Origin of the sequence: Brasilonema octagenarum UFV-OR1, from assembly GCF_963888615.1 — a bacterium.
Classification (GTDB): Bacteria; Cyanobacteriota; Cyanobacteriia; order Cyanobacteriales; family Nostocaceae; genus Brasilonema; species Brasilonema sennae.
Genome location: NZ_CAWPKW010000276.1, coordinates 1 through 15,883, shown reverse-complemented (window position 1 = coordinate 15,883; position 15,883 = coordinate 1). Strand labels below are relative to the sequence as shown.

Genomic DNA, 15,883 nt, shown 5'->3' with positions numbered 1-15,883 from the left:
ATTGAAGTGAGTTTATAAGAAAAATGCTGAAAACCCCGTACTTTCTGGCCCGCGATCAAAGCTAAAAGCAGGATTTCTCCTACCGAACAGTATTGAGCGATCGCTACCCTTTAATCTAAACACGAGTTAGCGCCATTCGGGCACTTACTCGTGTTTTTATAGTTTAGTGTGATTTCTATCACATCTTTTTGTTATTCTTAGCTTTTTTATTGAAAAAACAAAAACAGTTAGAGAACTCATAATCTTGTACCGCCGCCTCCTAAGCGAAAATCGCAGGCGAAAAAGGCTTATTATTTCGTAGGGCTGACAGTACTCACCCTACCCTTATTGAAAGGTGCAAGATGTCAGAGAAGGTAAAGATTGAGTAAAATGTGGTTTCAATAGATACTCATAGTACTTAAGTAGCTGTTATTGTGAGAGTAATTTAGAACAAAGTTTGGTAAATATCTGGAATACAGCGAAGAGAATTGGTAGTTAAGTTAGTAAATTCCGCATAAGTATACGCATTTAGTATGAGTGGACACTGTAACCATCTACAAAATCAGCAATGGTGAACTCACGCTACAGACTATTTACAGCCAAAATAGTAAACAAATAGCACTTCTTTTGCAAATTACAGCAGTTTTCACCTAAATGAACCACACCGCTTGTAAGGACGCAAGATATTGCGCCTCTACGACTGTAGTCTATTTACCTGAAAATGGCTGTAAATATGTTGAATCATACAGGTGTAAATGAAAAGTTTCTACCAATTATTAGGAATTAGTGCAACTATTATCCTGGCTAGTTTAGCACTGACATCCTGTAAGCATCAATGTGAATTTACAACTCAAGACGCTCAGAAGGAAAGTGTGCAACTGAATGATTCTATCTACAGTCGCATATTTGGAAGTCAAAGCTGCTCTCCTCATAAATTAGTGTTGAGATTACCCGTCAATGTCAATATAAAAACAGAAAAACAAGACAAAGTATTAACCAGCATAAACTATACACCAAAAATTACGACTTTGGTTACATTTTCTAGTAACTATAAAATTTTTGATATTAGTCGTATAGATGAATATGCTAATGGTTTTATTTATACAAATAAAGATACTTGTCTTGCCTGGAAACCGTCTAATGATAATAAGCAACAAGAACAAGTTCTGTATTTGAGCATGGAGAGAAACCTTCAAATTCGTAATCCCAATATTAAAAGTGTTATTTTCTTGGTTTCTCTACCACTTGAAATGAAAGAAGCTGGAGTGAATATAACTCTTGAACGTTACGTACGGGATAAAGATACATCAAAAGTCGGAGCCATTAATTATTTCAATTTTTCCAGACAATATCCAATTTTAAAATTTTTGTTAAGACAAAAAGAAAAAGGAAGGATAAATGCAAGTGAGGCTTTTCATGAAGGTAAACAAGTTAGTAATGAAGTAGCAAGAGAATTTTTAGAGATAAGTGATATGGGCGGAGTTCTTCTTGAGCATGATTTGGAATCAATGATAGAAGCAAAATACAAAAAAACTTATTTGGATAGTCCTGAATCTCCTGCTTGCGAAATTCCCAAAGATTTAAAACAGTTATAGCTTATTGAAGAACAAAAATTATCAATCTCATTAAGGAGTAAACATGACTGTAAATGAGCCAGACAGACAAGAGATTGAAGAACAGTACCAAAATTACATTGAAAGTCCAAAATCCCGTAAACAACTTGAAACATGGTATAAACAAGAACAAATTCGCCACAGAATTCTATTTTTGATGTTATTCATTGTTTTATGCTGTCTGGGTTTTGGGCAGTTTGCAATATTGGACTACTCCTTTGGACAAAGGCTTGCTCTGTCGGATAGCGACAAGATACTTATATTTCCAATTAAAGGTGTACTCAGTTTACTTGTAACGGCTGCTTTACCTATAACTACTCTAGTAGATGAATCAGAGATTCTTGGGCAAAGAATAAAAATGTCTTTATTTGGTAGGAAAGTTTCACCAATATTTTTTATTTTATTAGGAGATGTATTTATAACATTCCAAGCAGTATTAGTAGGAAATCAAAATGCCAAGTATGCAGACCCGTATCTTCCTGCTATAGCTTTTGTTTTAGCAGCTATTTCTTCAACATTTGCTTTTTATTTAAGCAAAGCTATAGTTGCTGCTTCTAAAAAATATATGTCTGCTCGTGAGGACTTGGAGACAGTAATTATATATGGTATTAACCCTAGACCTTTCTACAAAAATGCGGAACAAATTAGATTAAGTGAAGAGTATGAAGGAGCCGTTAAAGAAGCTGAACAGAAAAATAAAGAGCTAGAAGAGATAAAAGTAGAAAAACAAAATTTAGAAGAGCAACAAACACAAGACCAAGAGCAATTAAAGCAACTTCAGTTTCGAGAAGCAGAACAGATTCAACAAATACAAGAACTAGAACAAAAAAGGCAAGAACTAGAACGAACAATTAGTGCCTATAAAAGCCATACAGATTCTATTAATAAACTACAAAATAATTTTTATAAAGTCAGTACACCCATTAGAGCTTTGATTTCTCAGGGCAAAAAAATGTTTGAAGATGTCGCTAGTCTTGACGAATCTATCAAAGATTTAAAGTTTCCTTCACTTGAAGTTATTCCAAGCGTAAATGGTAATGGCAAAGTTGTAGAAAGACCGACATATTACTTGAGATGGCCAAAATCTAATTCATCGTGGCAAGACTTACAACTACAGTCTGAGTTATCTCCTGTTGGTGTTAACTTTTTAAGCTCATTGAGCACAATGGTACAACAACAGGAGTTACCTGTACCTAATAATATAAGAAATTATGCACCAAGACAGGAATTAGCACAGTGTTTAGTCATAGATTTTGAAAACTATGGTGTTATTGTCTATTGCCGAGATGAAGAATACAGAAAAATTGGTGGAAAATGGGACGAACAAGCTGAGAGTGACTTTGAGAATAAATTAGTTAATGACCAAATTAGGGGATATTGTACTTTAAAAGTTACTGCTCAGGAAGTTATGAGAAATCAGTCAAGAGTATTAGAGCGAATCAAAGATACAATCAACAGCAAAACGGGTGAGGAGGCTAATTAATTATGATAATAAGTTTTGCTATTGGACCCAGAGAGAGAAATATTTCCTTGCCTGAAGCATTCGATATAAGCTATGAGCATAAAGGTTGCATTTGTACTGTCATGGTTTATGGAGATATCAATAACCCTCAGGTGTTGGTAGTCCCTCCTACGCCATTACCAGCAATACCGATTTCGAGATACTGGTTTTTCATGAATATCTCTTGGTCAAAACTAGATGGTTTTGAGTTTAATCATTACAGCGATCCGGAAATTAGCGTTTCTCTCAATTCTACTGTAGACACATTGCCAACTATAGGCACATTAAGAGGTACTGATAAAATACAAATCAATAAAGGTTTTCTTACCCTAACCTTTAAGGCTGAGGTTAATCAAACAGACTTAGGCGATAATGACCCAAGAATATTTCTGGAAAAATGTAGCGAATCTGGTATAAAAGTAGCGTATATTGAATTTGATGGAGTTAGTAATCTCTATAAACTGAATTGCCAAAACTGCCAGCTTTATAATGTAAAGTTTATCAACTCGGAGCTAAGTCTTGCTAGTTTTAATGGCTCGAAATTTACTCATGTGCAATTCATAAACTCTACAATGGAGTTTGCAAATTTTACTAATTGTCAATTATCTAAAGTAGAGTTTATGCAAGCACGGTTAAGAGAATCAGTTTTTGACAATAGCCGAACCTTAAATTACAATAAATCAAGACTAGAGAATAACGAATATCTTAGTTTTTTAAATTGCGATTTAAGTTATTGTAGTTTTTTGAAAACTAGGATATATAGCAAATTTGAAGACTCTAATTTAGAAAATACAAACTTCTCTGAATCGCACTTAATAGATTGTATATTCTATGATTGTGCCTTTGATAAAACGATATTTACGAAATCTCGGTTTACTACTTTAGGAGTACAAATTGATAAGTCTCAGAAGCAAAATACAAGCGTAACTGAATCAATTACTTGTCGTATTGGCTCAAAACCAGTATTGCCCACACAAGGGAAAGTCGAGAAAAAGGGAACTATTAGTAATTGTAAGTTTGATAACGCATTAATGAATTATGTAGATCTCAGTAATAACGTAATTATAGATACAGATTTTGAAGCTACTTACTTATTAAAAGCAAAACTTTATAATTGTGAATTTATTAGAACAACATTCAATGGCAAAACACTAAAATCAGCAGATATTTCTGATACAAATCTTTGTTTTAGTATTTTCAATCAATGTAACCTTAACGAAGTCAGGCTCCATCGTGCCAGAATGATAGAGACTAGAATAGAAAAATCTGATTTAGTTAAAGCTAATTTTTCTAATGCAACTTTAAGAAATAGTAGCTTGATTGAAAGTAATTTAACCGGAGTAGATTTTAGATATGCAGATTTAACACTACTCACTTTAGATAAATGTCATCTCAACTGTGCTAAATTCTTTCAAACTCAAAGGGGTGGTCTAAATTTAAATATAGTTATCAATGAAGTTCAACATCAAAATAAAAGTGATAAACAAGCTCAGAATAATAGAGTTTATCAAACAAGTTGCTTTATTGACTGTATTGACTGGAGTCCCAAAGGAGATGGTGAAATTCAAATTGATAAAAATTCTTTTTTAAGTATAGTAAATGGTGATAAATCCGCTGTTGCTGTTATATCTAATCTTTCCAAGGAAGGCGCACAATTCATATTAAACACCTATGCTACAGCTAATTCCCAAAGTGCTGGGAACGATTTAATTGATGGTTCAGTTAATATTGGTAGAGATGTGAATAACAGTGAAATTTTGGGAGCCAGTATTGAAACTGAACAAGTTCCTGAACCTGGTGATGACAAAAGTTCAGAAAGTCAGGATTCTTCCTCTGATCAATCTTCTAACCAAGAGGATGAATAAAGATAGTGTTTTCTTAGTTTAAATACAGTCTGCAAGTGAGGCAAAAACATGACTAATACAAATAGAGCATCTATTAAGATTGGCGGCGGTGTAAATGGTTCTAAAGTTGAAGGTGGAAAAATCCGTACTGAAAAAAGTACAAGTTCTACAGAAAATAATGTAGATATTATCATTGATAAGGATGTAACTAATTCTGCTGAAATAATAGGTGGCGAAATTCATGTATCGTCAGATTTAAAGGCAGAGATTCAGGAATTGCTAAATGAACTGGCTAAGAATCCTATAACTAGAAAAGAAGCTGTTGCAATTGAGGTAATCAAAGAGCACATCAATGATAACCCGAGCCTCAAACAGCGGCTCCTTAGTGCCCTAAAAGCAGGTGGCACAGAGGCATTAAAAGCAATATTCAATCATCCTGTTGTTAGCGTTTCTGTTGAGACAGTAAAGGGATTTCTGGAAGCAAGTTAGGTGATTGAAGCGCTTCCCTAAATCTCTGATTTAGGGCAACCAAGCCAAGTTTTGTTGGGCAGTAGGAGGCACTACGCGATCGCCCTTTGGGTGGCTCCCTTCAGGAGGATAGCGCCATCAGCTTGTAGGACTTTTGCCCAATCAAGCTATAAAGTGACTCATTTTGAAATTTGATGTTCCCTCTCAACAGTGGTTTAACTACCCCCTCTTTGCAAGTGAAGAGGGGGAGGAGGTTAGGTGATTACAAAAACCAACCGTATGAGTGCAAACCCTTACCTAACAAATTAACCCCTAGGTAGCAAATCCAAACAACAACAAAGCCACTGGCGGCTAAAATTGCAGGACGACGCCCTTGCCAACCGCGAGTGATGCGAGCGTGAAGATAAGCAGCAAAAACTAACCAGGTAATCAGTGCCCAAGTTTCCTTCGGATCCCAACTCCAGTAAGATCCCCAAGCTTCGTTAGCCCAAACAGCACCAGCAATGATGCCAATAGTCAACAGGGGAAATCCCAATCCAATAATACGATAGCTGATGTTGTCTAGAGTTTCGGCAAGGCTCAGACGCTGGGGTGAAAGGGGTTCTGTTGCGACAGCTTGAGACTGAGTGACGGTGACTAAATCTAAGACAGCAGTTTTGCCGTTGTTATTGCTTTCTATACGCGCGACTCCGTTATTCTCAGCAGCAACTGTCGATGGTTGAGCATTTAGATCAGTTACTTTATGCAAGCGATAGCCGTTGCTACGATATCCACCAGTACCGACAGAACTTCCTTGTAATTGGATTTCTTTACCACTGGTGACAATCAAGAAGGCGATCGCCACAAGTGAACCCACCATCAAAGCTGAGTAACTCAACATCATCACGCTGACATGCATCATCAGCCAATTAGATTTCAGCGCAGGTACTAAAGGTTCTGCGACTTGCATTTGCGATGGTAAGGTGAGAGTGGCAAAAGCGGTGATACACATAGCGACAGGTGCAGTCACAACTCCTACTAAGCGGCTGCGACTTGTATTTTCGGCAATCAGATGGACAGTGGTTATTCCCCAAGTTAAGAAGAATAAAGATTCATACAAATTACTCAGAGGAAAATACCCAGCTTCTAGCCATCTTGCACCTAGTAAGGTTGCTATGCACAAATTAGCGATCGCCATTCCAGCCGTACCTACAACAGTTGTAGGCAAGTTTGGAAAAGCCGCCCCGCCCCAATAAACTAGCATTGTCACAAATAGAACTGCAAATGAGGCATTGTCTAGCCAATTCTGGAGTCCAACCAAATTCATAATTAACTTTATCCCCAGTCAATATGCTATGGATTTCGATTGTTACGATCCTATCTGTTTTAACGCAGGTAGGAATTATAAATGATGAATGATGAATGGCGGGATGGGGATCCAAGTAGAGCACAAGCGCGTTGTCTACAATCGGTTGGGGTTGATTCCCCAACAGAAGTGATGCTGAATTCTACTACTACTACTTCTTCATCTTGATTCTGAGTTCTGAGTTCTGACTACTTCTTCAATGATTCATCATTTATTTGCCGGACTTGGTAAAGGATCTGGTTTTCCAGCTTTTTTAAGTGATACAAAAATGTCGTAGCGAGTACTGCGGCTATCACTCACAGCACTTGTCACTCCTATTGAGCGTGTTGCTTGTAACAAAGTTTGTTGTTCAGGCAAGAAAACCGGTAGAGGAAAATTTTTCGCCGTATGTTCTACATCCAAGAAAAACTGACCATTTGTAGGATTGGGTTGTCGTGGAACTGTGTCCTGGAATGAGCCACTACTGCCTAGGGTGTTATTTGGTCTAGGAACTATTTTATCAGTGACAGATCCACCAACCGCCAAGAAAGCGACATCATCATTTAACCAACCATGACTGGCTGTCAAAGTTCCAAAAGGTCCGAGCCAGTTGACAACAGGTTTACCATCAACTGTTGTGTATTTTATCTGGAACTGGTATTGATTTTTCATAACTTCATCAAGCTGCTTGAGGGCGGTTTCACCACGGCTGCGATCACTTGCCTGTACCATGAAAACCAAAGCAGCACGAAAATCGTCTGCTATACCTTGTTTGGGAGTATTTGGAATCACTGAGACAGAAAACTCTCCTCTCATCCACGAGAGCAAATCTCGCTCTAAATCAAGATTTGTGAGGGATTTGACACCATTTCGCAGTTGTTCTGGCATAACTGGTGCAGAGGGATTTGCTTGGGAAGTTGAGGCATAATCAGTCCAAAACTGCTGTAAGTTTCCGCCAGACAGCATCATTAAGGTTTCTGTGGGCAAGCGGTTTTGCATGTTTCCTGCTTTATTTTCCACCGTTAGCACGCGCGGGCTGGTCGGATTTAGCCAAGAAACACTCTTTAAGCGAATTCCTTGTGACTCCAAAGTCATCGTCCCTGCTATACCTTGATTATTTTGAAGTTGACTCAAAACTTCAGCAGGCAAAGGGCGGTTTGGAGATTTAGCGGCTATTCTAGCAGAGTAAGGCACATTCACATAGAATTGACCAAAGGGTTGGTAATTATAAATTTTTGGCACATTGTCTGCAAAACCCGGACTTGTCGCTAGGGATTGTTGACGTTTATATGCGTCAATTGCCCGTTCTGTGGTTTTGGAATTACCAGTGATGACGAGAAAACGTTTGTCCAATAGGGCTGTTGAAAATTTTTCTCCTACTTGCCCTTCAGTTTCTTTAATAACAATATTCTCGTAAGTGCGGTCAATCCACTTACCGCCTTTAGCGGCTTTGGGTTGTGCTAAAATGCTGCTTGCTTTTTCGGGATTTTTGACTGGCAGAATCATAACCATCGACTGCTCATTAGTCGTTGCTTCTCCATCAGTCGCAATCGGCTTTGACACTGGTTTACTGGCGTTTGGGGCGAGAACTGCGATTGTGACTTGATCGCCAACCCAAGGACTGATATCTTTTTGGAAGTCGTAACCATTACTAGTTAAGAAGCGATCGCGCAACTGCACTAAATTTTTATCCAGTAAGCTTTGAGTTTCTTTTGTGCCAAACTCTCGTAATTTGTCCCATTGTCCTGGATCTGTGCTCACAGATACTGCAAATAGGGCATCTTGGGGAATGATATTCGCACCTGGTAGTAAATCTTTAGATGATGAGTTTCCCTGAGTTAACAGCCAGTACCCTCCACTCCCTGCACAAATTAAGAATCCTGCAAACGAGAGCGTTAGTACCAGAGACGGTTTCTTTTTTTTCTTCATTGATATGCAGTTTGATTTTATCAAATAAATCCTTGGGTTCGGTAGCAAAAATCTATTGACACCATCATGCGACAAACCCCTGGCATAATCTCCGGCAAAAGTACACATCCAGCATCCGCATGATTCTGCCAGTAAGAATAGAGGTAAGTGTTCAAGTCACACGAATCAGTTAATGGTTTGGTACAGGACTTACGCAACAATAACGTAGTTGCACCCGTTGCGACGTAAGGAAGCAATCTCACAGTCAAGTTCATTAGTAACTCATGCGTAAGTCCTATGGTAGTAGTTCTCATAGTGTTCCTACCCCAGATAACAATTCAAAATTCAAAATTCAAAGTTCAAAATTAAAGACACAGGACTTACGCAACTGGGACATTTTTCTTAAAATTGTCACACGGAGATATTTTAGCTATAACGTTTATAAATCAATGTTTACGAGCATTTACCTCAATTTGAAATATATGTGCCAGTTGACCTTATATTGTGACGCTTGCGTAAGTCCTACTGTCTTCCAAGGCTTTTAGTGATTAGCGATACGCCCTTGACCTCTGTGCTCCGTGCAATCGCCTACCACTTTCATTTTTTCAAAAATGCATTTTTTGTCTACTTTGTCAATGCTTAAGTTCTAAGTCTAACCAATTATGTAAAGTTTTATAACTATCTTAACTATCTTAACTATCTTAACTGTCTTAACTGTCTTAACTGTCTGCTTAACTCACATCTCGCACCCGGAAAAAATTGATATATTTTAGTCACTCAGTATTAAAATCAGTATGTCTGATTTTAAAAGAATTAGTCAGAAAAAGAAGGTATTTTTATAGTCAATTCTTTACAAATTTATGTGTTTTTACGTAATAAAGAAGAGATTTAGTTAACTGTCTTAATGTCTTCAATTTTGATTTAACTATCTGCTTAACTGCTTTACTCTACCTATTGCTTTTTTTGTTTCACTATGAGATTGTTTTACTCGAATGCATCTTACCTTAGAGATAAACTCTGGTGAATTTAGAGGCAAACCCTAGTAAGCACTGATTTGCAAGGGTCGAAGATCAAAAATAAAGTGACTCAAAAGTCCAATAGGACAATGATCGTAGCGATGCTTTAGCAGGCAGATGCCCAAAGTGTGGTGTTCTTAAAATAACTTGTCTAAAAGCGAATCGCACTGAAATTTATTCGTCCAATTTGTCATTTTTCACTGATAGGTTTAAATGGACAATGACTTCAAGCAAGCAACCTTTTGAGTTGCCGAGTTTTTATGTGCCTTGGCCGGCACGACTGAACCCAAACCTGGAAGCGGCACGGGTACATTCTAAAGCCTGGGCTTATGAAATGGGGATTTTGGGTGGGGCAGAGGGATCAGAAGATTATGGAATTTGGGATGAGCGCAAGTTTGATGCCCATGACTATGCCTTGCTGTGTTCCTATACCCATCCAGATGCCGATGAACCCATGCTCAATCTGGTAACTGACTGGTATGTTTGGGTATTTTTCTTTGATGATCACTTCCTTGAGCTTTACAAGCGTAGCCAAGATATGGCTGGGGCTAAGAAGTACCTTAATGGACTGCCAGCATTTATGCCTGTGCAGCCCCAAGAAACGCAGCCAGAACCCACCAATGCCGTAGAACGCGGTTTAGTAGATCTCTGGGATCGCACCATCCCTAATGCCTCCCAAGACTGGGTAATCCGGTTTTCTGAGAGTACCATCAATCTTCTCAAAGAATCTCAGTGGGAACTCGCCAACATCAGTCAAAATCGAGTCGCTAACCCCATTGAGTACATTGAGATGCGCCGTAAGGTGGGGGGAGCGCCTTGGTCAGCTAACCTAGTGGAACACGCGGTTGGGGCAGAAATTCCGGCTGCGATCGCCCCCACTCGACCAATGCGTGTCCTCAAAGACACCTTTTCTGACGGGGTACATCTGCGAAATGACATCTTCTCTTACCAAAGAGAAGTAGAAGAAGAAGGGGAAAATGCTAACTGTGTCTTGGTTTTAGAACGATTCCTCGATGTGAGTACCCAAGAGGCGGCTAATCGAACTAACGACTTACTAACATCTAGGGTGCAACAGTTCGAGAACACCTTTGTTACTGAGCTTCCTTGGTTGTTCGAGGAATATAGTCTGACTCCTGATGAGCGTCTAAAAGTAGTCCTATATGCCAAAGGACTTCAAGACTGGCAATCGGGAGGTCATGAGTGGCACATGAGATCGAGCCGCTACATGAACCAGACATCAGACAAATCTTCAGCAACAAGCTGGCTTTTAGGCGGCCCCACTGGACTAGGCACATCGGCGGCTCGTCTGGGAGCTTTATACGATAGTTTGGGACTAAAACGGTTCAAAAGCTTTACCCATATCCCCTATCAGCCTGTAGGATCAGTAAAACTGCCGCAGTTTTATATGCCCTTCTCCACCAGCTTGAATCCTCATCTAGAGGAGGCTCGGCGACATTCTAAGGAATGGGCGCGGCAAATGGGGATGTTGGACGTACTGCCAGGGATGCCAGGTATTTACATCTGGGATGACCACAAATTCGATGTCGCCGACGTAGCTTTATGTGGTGCTTATATTCATCCCAATGGATCTGGTCCTGAGTTGAATATCACAGCTTGTTGGCTCGTTTGGGGAACCTATGCTGATGACTACTTCCCGGCATTGTATGGCTATAGCCGCAACATGGCAGGAGCAAAAGTTTTTAACGCTCGGCTATCGGCGTTTATGCCCCTTGATGGAGATTCCATTCCCGAAGCAACCAATCCAGTCGAACGGGGTTTAGCTGATATTTGGGCGCGGACGGCTGGGCCGATGACAGCTAATGCTCGTCGTCTGTTTCGTCAGGCGATCGAAAGTATGACGGAAAGTTGGTTATGGGAACTAGCTAACCAGATCCAAAATCGCATTCCAGACCCCATAGACTATGTGGAGATGCGTCGTAAGACCTTTGGCTCCGATCTAACCATGAGCCTGTCTCGACTTTCCCAAGGGGACGAGATCCCACCAGAGATCTTCCGCAGCCGAACCATGCAGGGAATTGATAATTCAGCCGCTGACTTTGCCTGTTTGACGAACGATGTTTTTTCTTACCAGAAAGAAATCGAATTTGAGGGCGAGATTAATAACGGTGTGCTGGCGGTTCAGAATTTCCTTAACTGCGATATCCCCGAGGCTGTCGCAATTGTTAACGACCTGATGACCTCTCGTGCTCGTCAGTTTGAACATATCGTTGCGACTGAACTCCCTATCTTGTGTGATGATTTCGACCTGGATACCAGTGCCCGTGAGAAACTGTACGGTTACGTCAAGAAACTGGAACAGTGGATGTGCGGCGTACTTAAGTGGCATAGGGCAGTAGACCGCTATAAGGAATTTGAATTGCGGAATAACTCGACACAAAAGCGGTTACTCAATGGTCCAACAGGATTAGGCACTGGGGCGACCCAAATTAGACCAAGTGTTGGTCAGCAAACAACTCAAACCAATATTCAGCCAGCGGTGCAGAACTTACTGAGTGGTCCGACAGGGTTAGGGACTTCAGCTACCAAAATTGGATCGCTCTTAGGAAGGAAAGGTTAACTCAACTCAATCTGAGTCCCTATTGCGATCAAATAACTTGTCAACAAACATTACCAATGGAGATTAATCATGACTGATGCAGCAAACACTCCCATACAAAATCAAATTGAGCAATTGCCAATGAGTTTGCAGACCCAAGCAGCGCGTAATTTGGCAACAACCACCAAAACTCAACCCCAGATGCAGGGAATTACCTCACGGTGGCTCTTAAAACTGCTGCCTTGGGTAGAAGCAGTGGGTGGTACCTATCGGGTTAACCGTCGCTTAACCTATGTGGTTGGAGATGGACGAGTCACCTTTACCAATACAGGGACTCAAATACAGGTCATTCCTCAAGAACTCACTGAGTTACCTTTGTTGCGGGGATTTGAAGATACTGAGGTCTTAAACGCCTTGGCTAGTCAATTTGTGCAACAAGAATTTGCTGCCGGAGATGTCATCATCCGAGCAGGTCAACAAGCGGATCAAGTCTTGCTGATTGCTCATGGTAAAGTCAATAAAATTGGCGCAGGCAAGTATGACGAGCAAGTTGTTTTGGATGTATTAGCCGATGGCGACCATTTTGGCGACTACGCTTTAGTCGAATCCGAGGATACTTGGGATGTCACCCTCACCGCCCTTACGCGTTGCACCATCTTGTTTCTGCCTCAAGCAGCCTTTCAAAACCTGGTTAACCAGTCCGAGGCGTTACAAGCGCAAGTGGATCAATTCAGGGCAAAATTGCGCCAACCCAAAAACCAAGAGGGGGAAGCTAATATCGATATTACCTCCGGCCACCTCGCGGAAGCAGTATTACCTGGGACTTTTGCAGATTATGAACTCAATCCACGGGAATATGAGTTAAGCGTTGCTCAAACCATTTTGCAAATCAATACACGGGTTGCTGACCTCTACAACGAACCCATGAATCAGACGGAGGAACAGTTACGGCTCACCATCGAAGCATTACGAGAACGCCAAGAACACGAAATGGTTAACAATCGTGACTTCGGACTATTACACAATGCTGATCTCAAACAACGTATTTTTACCCGCAGTGGTCCCCCAACTCCCGATGATCTTGATGAGTTGATCTCTATTGTTTGGAAAGAACCAAGCTTTTTCTTAGCCCATCCCCGCACTATTGCTGCTTTTGGTCGGGAATGTAACCGCCTTGGACTCTATCCTGATCCTATCCCCGCAGGCAACAGTGCAATTCCGTCTTGGCGTGGTATTCCCATCTATCCTTGCAATAAGATTCCCGTTACAAAAGAGCGTACTAGCTCCATCATGTTAATGCGTGTGGGAGCAGCCAACCAGGGAGTGATTGGTCTTCATAAAACTGGCATTCCTGATGAATATCAGCCTAGTTTGTCTGTTCGCTTCATGAATATCAACGAAAAGGCTGTTATTTCCTACCTGGTTAGTGCTTACTACTCTACAGCCATTCTCGTTCCTGACGCACTAGGCATCCTTGAAGATGTAGAAATTGGTCTCTAAATAGTCGAACACCCTCCTTAAAGTAGGGGCAGGGGTCACCCCAATACGGTTCGGATAAGCTCTTAAAGCTAGGGAGTGAAGATGGAGAAGTAGGGGAGCTAGGGGAAGATGGGGGAGAAAAAGAGTTGATATACGTTAATTTTACTCCCCCCCCACTTCCTGTGCTCCACTCACTCCCCTACTTGACTCAATAGATAACTTTCCTAACCGAACCGTATTGGGGGTCACCCTACCCCCGATGGTCTCTCTTAGGAATGTAAATTTAGTGGGATGAAACGTTAACGTTATGACAGATGCTTCGCTTAGGCCAGATTTAGACCAAGAAAACGGGCAACCCCAAATGAGCTTAAGCACGAAAGGGGCGCGGAATCTAGCCAAAACCACGAAAACTCCGCCCCAGATGCAGGGGATTACCCCTAGGTGGTTGTTACAGATGTTGCCTTGGGTACAAGTCACGGGTGGAGCCTATCGGGTTAACCGTCGCTTGACCTATGATGTTGGCAATGGACGGGTCAGCTTTACTAATACAGGAGCCGAAGTACGGGTTATTCCCCAAGCACTTTGTGAGCTACCTTTACTGCGTGGGTTTGAGGATATTTCGGTACTCAACGCCTTGGCAGACCGCTTTGTGCAACAAGAATTTGCCCCTGGCGAGGTCATTGTACAGGAAGGTCAACCAGCCAACCAGGTATTATTAATTGCTCATGGTAAAGTTAATAAGCTTAAGGCAGGAAAGTATGAAGCGGAAGCTTTACGGGATATCTTAGCTGACGGCGATTGTTTTGGTGGCGAAGCTATAGTTCTATCTCAGGACACTTGGGAAGTTAGCCTCAGAGCTATTACGCGCTGCATAGTTTTGTCTTTGCCAGTACAGGCGTTTCGGGAGCTGATAAACCAGTCGCAAGCGTTGCACACTCAAGTTGATCGCTTTAGAGTTCTATTGAGCAAACCTCAGGATAAGCATAATCAAGCTGAGATCGTTCTGTCCGCCGGTCATAGTCCGGAAACTGAGTTACCCAGGACATTTGTTGATTACGACTTGAATCCACGGGAGTATGAATTAAGCGTCGCTCAAACCATTTTACAGGTGAATACGCGAGTTGCTGACCTCTACAACGAACCCATGAACCAGACGGAGCAACAATTACGCCTGACTATCGAAGCGTTGCGGGAACGGCAAGAATACGAAATGTTGAATAATCATGATTTCGGGTTGTTGCACAATGCTGATCTTAAGCAACGCATCTTTACCCGCACCGGGCCACCGACTCCAGATGATTTTGATGAATTGCTCTCTCGGCGGAGGAAGTCGAAATTCTTCCTAGCTCACCCTCGGGCGATCGCTGCTTTTGGCCGAGAGTGTAATCGTCTTGGAGTCGGTTCCCCAAGCATCGAGGTCAACGGAAAGATTGTACCTGCTTGGCGTAACTATCCGATTTTTCCTTGTAACAAAATTCCGATCACCAAGGAGGGTACTAGCTCTATTTTGGTACTCCGTGTTGGAGAAGAAAACCAAGGGGTGATAGGTCTACACGAAACGGGTATCCCTGATGAATACCAACCCAGTTTGTCTGTGCGCTTTATGGGGATCAACGAAAAGGCGATCATTTCCTACTTAGTAAGTGCTTACTACTCTGCTGCCGTACTCATCCCCGACGCACTCGGCATTCTTGAAGGTGTCGAAATCGGGCGCTGAGGGAACAAATCGGGCACTTAGACACCAAGGTAGATGACTCTGAGCCAGTCGGCGCATCATGACTGGCTCTGAGTCGTAAGCGCAACTCATTATTGTGACATGATAATTGCTTGTTGGTAAAATTAACCAAAAGGTTTTCTTTGCTTTATTGATGAGTTGATCCACAACAGACTAAGTTAAGTATTGGTGGGACAAAAAACCTGTTACGGATCAGGATGCTGAGCACATGATTACTAAACCTAAGATTTTCATTGATGGGGAATCGGGAACCACAGGCTTACAGATTTATTCGCGCCTCAACCAACGAGATGACATTGAGTTAGTTAACATTGAAGCATCTCGACGCAGGGATTCAACTGAGCGAGCGAAACTGATCAATGCTGTCGATGTTGCCATTCTTTGTCTACCTGATGATGCAGCTCGTGAAGCTGTGAGCTTCGTCAGCAATACTAAGGTTAAAATCCTTGATGCTAGTAC

10 protein-coding genes and 1 pseudogene are annotated in these 15,883 nt (G+C 41.3%); 8 read left to right on the top strand and 3 right to left on the bottom strand.

Going from position 1 to position 15,883, the window contains the following annotated elements:
- Positions 1-734 precede the first annotated feature (734 nt).
- The 4 genes from AC5590_RS23455 to AC5590_RS23440 are packed head-to-tail and all read left to right on the top strand — an operon-like array spanning position 735 to position 5,426.
- Positions 735-1,574 (top strand): hypothetical protein, encoded by an 840-nt coding sequence (locus tag AC5590_RS23455; protein ID WP_169265806.1) that lies wholly within the window; start codon positions 735-737, stop codon positions 1,572-1,574.
- A 43-nt stretch (positions 1,575-1,617) separates the two neighbouring features.
- Entirely contained in the window at positions 1,618-3,075 is a 1,458-nt protein-coding gene (locus AC5590_RS23450; protein ID WP_169265805.1) for a hypothetical protein, read from the top strand.
- Between the two features lie 2 nt (positions 3,076-3,077).
- Positions 3,078-4,958 (top strand): pentapeptide repeat-containing protein, encoded by a 1,881-nt coding sequence (locus AC5590_RS23445; RefSeq protein ID WP_169265804.1) that lies wholly within the window; start codon positions 3,078-3,080, stop codon positions 4,956-4,958.
- Positions 4,959-5,006: 48 nt separating this feature from the next.
- Positions 5,007-5,426, top strand: a complete 420-nt coding sequence (locus AC5590_RS23440) for a hypothetical protein (RefSeq protein WP_169265803.1) — start codon at positions 5,007-5,009, stop codon at positions 5,424-5,426.
- A 241-nt stretch (positions 5,427-5,667) separates the two neighbouring features.
- Here the strand turns inward: AC5590_RS23440 and ccsB are convergent, their stop codons facing one another.
- From ccsB to AC5590_RS23425, 3 genes are all read right to left on the bottom strand, one after another.
- Positions 5,668-6,711, bottom strand: a complete 1,044-nt coding sequence (gene ccsB, locus AC5590_RS23435) for a c-type cytochrome biogenesis protein CcsB (RefSeq protein ID WP_169265802.1) — start codon at positions 6,709-6,711, stop codon at positions 5,668-5,670.
- Positions 6,712-6,957: 246 nt separating this feature from the next.
- Complete coding sequence (locus tag AC5590_RS23430; RefSeq protein ID WP_169265801.1) at positions 6,958-8,658, bottom strand: DUF3352 domain-containing protein; 1,701 nt, start codon at positions 8,656-8,658, stop codon at positions 6,958-6,960.
- A 20-nt stretch (positions 8,659-8,678) separates the two neighbouring features.
- A complete protein-coding gene (locus AC5590_RS23425) occupies positions 8,679-8,951 on the bottom strand; it encodes a hypothetical protein (protein WP_169265800.1) in 273 nt (90 codons plus the stop codon).
- A gap of 922 nt (positions 8,952-9,873) precedes the next feature.
- Between AC5590_RS23425 and AC5590_RS23420 the strand changes: the two genes are divergently transcribed.
- The 4 genes and pseudogenes from AC5590_RS23420 to AC5590_RS23405 form a co-directional block, all read left to right on the top strand.
- Positions 9,874-12,231, top strand: coding sequence for a family 2 encapsulin nanocompartment cargo protein terpene cyclase (locus tag AC5590_RS23420; RefSeq protein WP_169265799.1), 2,358 nt, complete (start codon positions 9,874-9,876; stop codon positions 12,229-12,231).
- 69 nt (positions 12,232-12,300) lie between these two features.
- Positions 12,301-13,710, top strand: a complete 1,410-nt coding sequence (locus AC5590_RS23415; RefSeq protein ID WP_169265798.1) for a family 2B encapsulin nanocompartment shell protein — start codon at positions 12,301-12,303, stop codon at positions 13,708-13,710.
- 286 nt (positions 13,711-13,996) lie between these two features.
- Positions 13,997-15,406 carry a family 2B encapsulin nanocompartment shell protein gene (locus tag AC5590_RS23410; RefSeq protein WP_169265797.1) on the top strand — a complete coding sequence of 470 codons (1,410 nt, stop codon included), beginning with the start codon at positions 13,997-13,999 and terminating at the stop codon, positions 15,404-15,406.
- Positions 15,407-15,635: 229 nt separating this feature from the next.
- A pseudogene (locus AC5590_RS23405) lies at positions 15,636-15,883 on the top strand (N-acetyl-gamma-glutamyl-phosphate reductase); the annotation flags it as partial.

Bases quoted from the DNA above. Each gene is read 5' to 3' on its own strand.
- AC5590_RS23455 (WP_169265806.1), top strand. From the start codon at position 735: ATGAAAAGTTTCTACCAATTATTAGGAATTAGTGCAACTATTATCCTG.
- AC5590_RS23450 (WP_169265805.1), top strand. From the start codon at position 1,618: ATGACTGTAAATGAGCCAGACAGACAAGAGATTGAAGAACAGTACCAA.
- AC5590_RS23445 (WP_169265804.1), top strand. From the start codon at position 3,078: ATGATAATAAGTTTTGCTATTGGACCCAGAGAGAGAAATATTTCCTTG.
- AC5590_RS23440 (WP_169265803.1), top strand. From the start codon at position 5,007: ATGACTAATACAAATAGAGCATCTATTAAGATTGGCGGCGGTGTAAAT.
- ccsB (WP_169265802.1), bottom strand. From the start codon at position 6,711: ATGAATTTGGTTGGACTCCAGAATTGGCTAGACAATGCCTCATTTGCA.
- AC5590_RS23430 (WP_169265801.1), bottom strand. From the start codon at position 8,658: ATGAAGAAAAAAAAGAAACCGTCTCTGGTACTAACGCTCTCGTTTGCA.
- AC5590_RS23425 (WP_169265800.1), bottom strand. From the start codon at position 8,951: ATGAGAACTACTACCATAGGACTTACGCATGAGTTACTAATGAACTTG.
- AC5590_RS23420 (WP_169265799.1), top strand. From the start codon at position 9,874: ATGACTTCAAGCAAGCAACCTTTTGAGTTGCCGAGTTTTTATGTGCCT.
- AC5590_RS23415 (WP_169265798.1), top strand. From the start codon at position 12,301: ATGACTGATGCAGCAAACACTCCCATACAAAATCAAATTGAGCAATTG.
- AC5590_RS23410 (WP_169265797.1), top strand. From the start codon at position 13,997: ATGACAGATGCTTCGCTTAGGCCAGATTTAGACCAAGAAAACGGGCAA.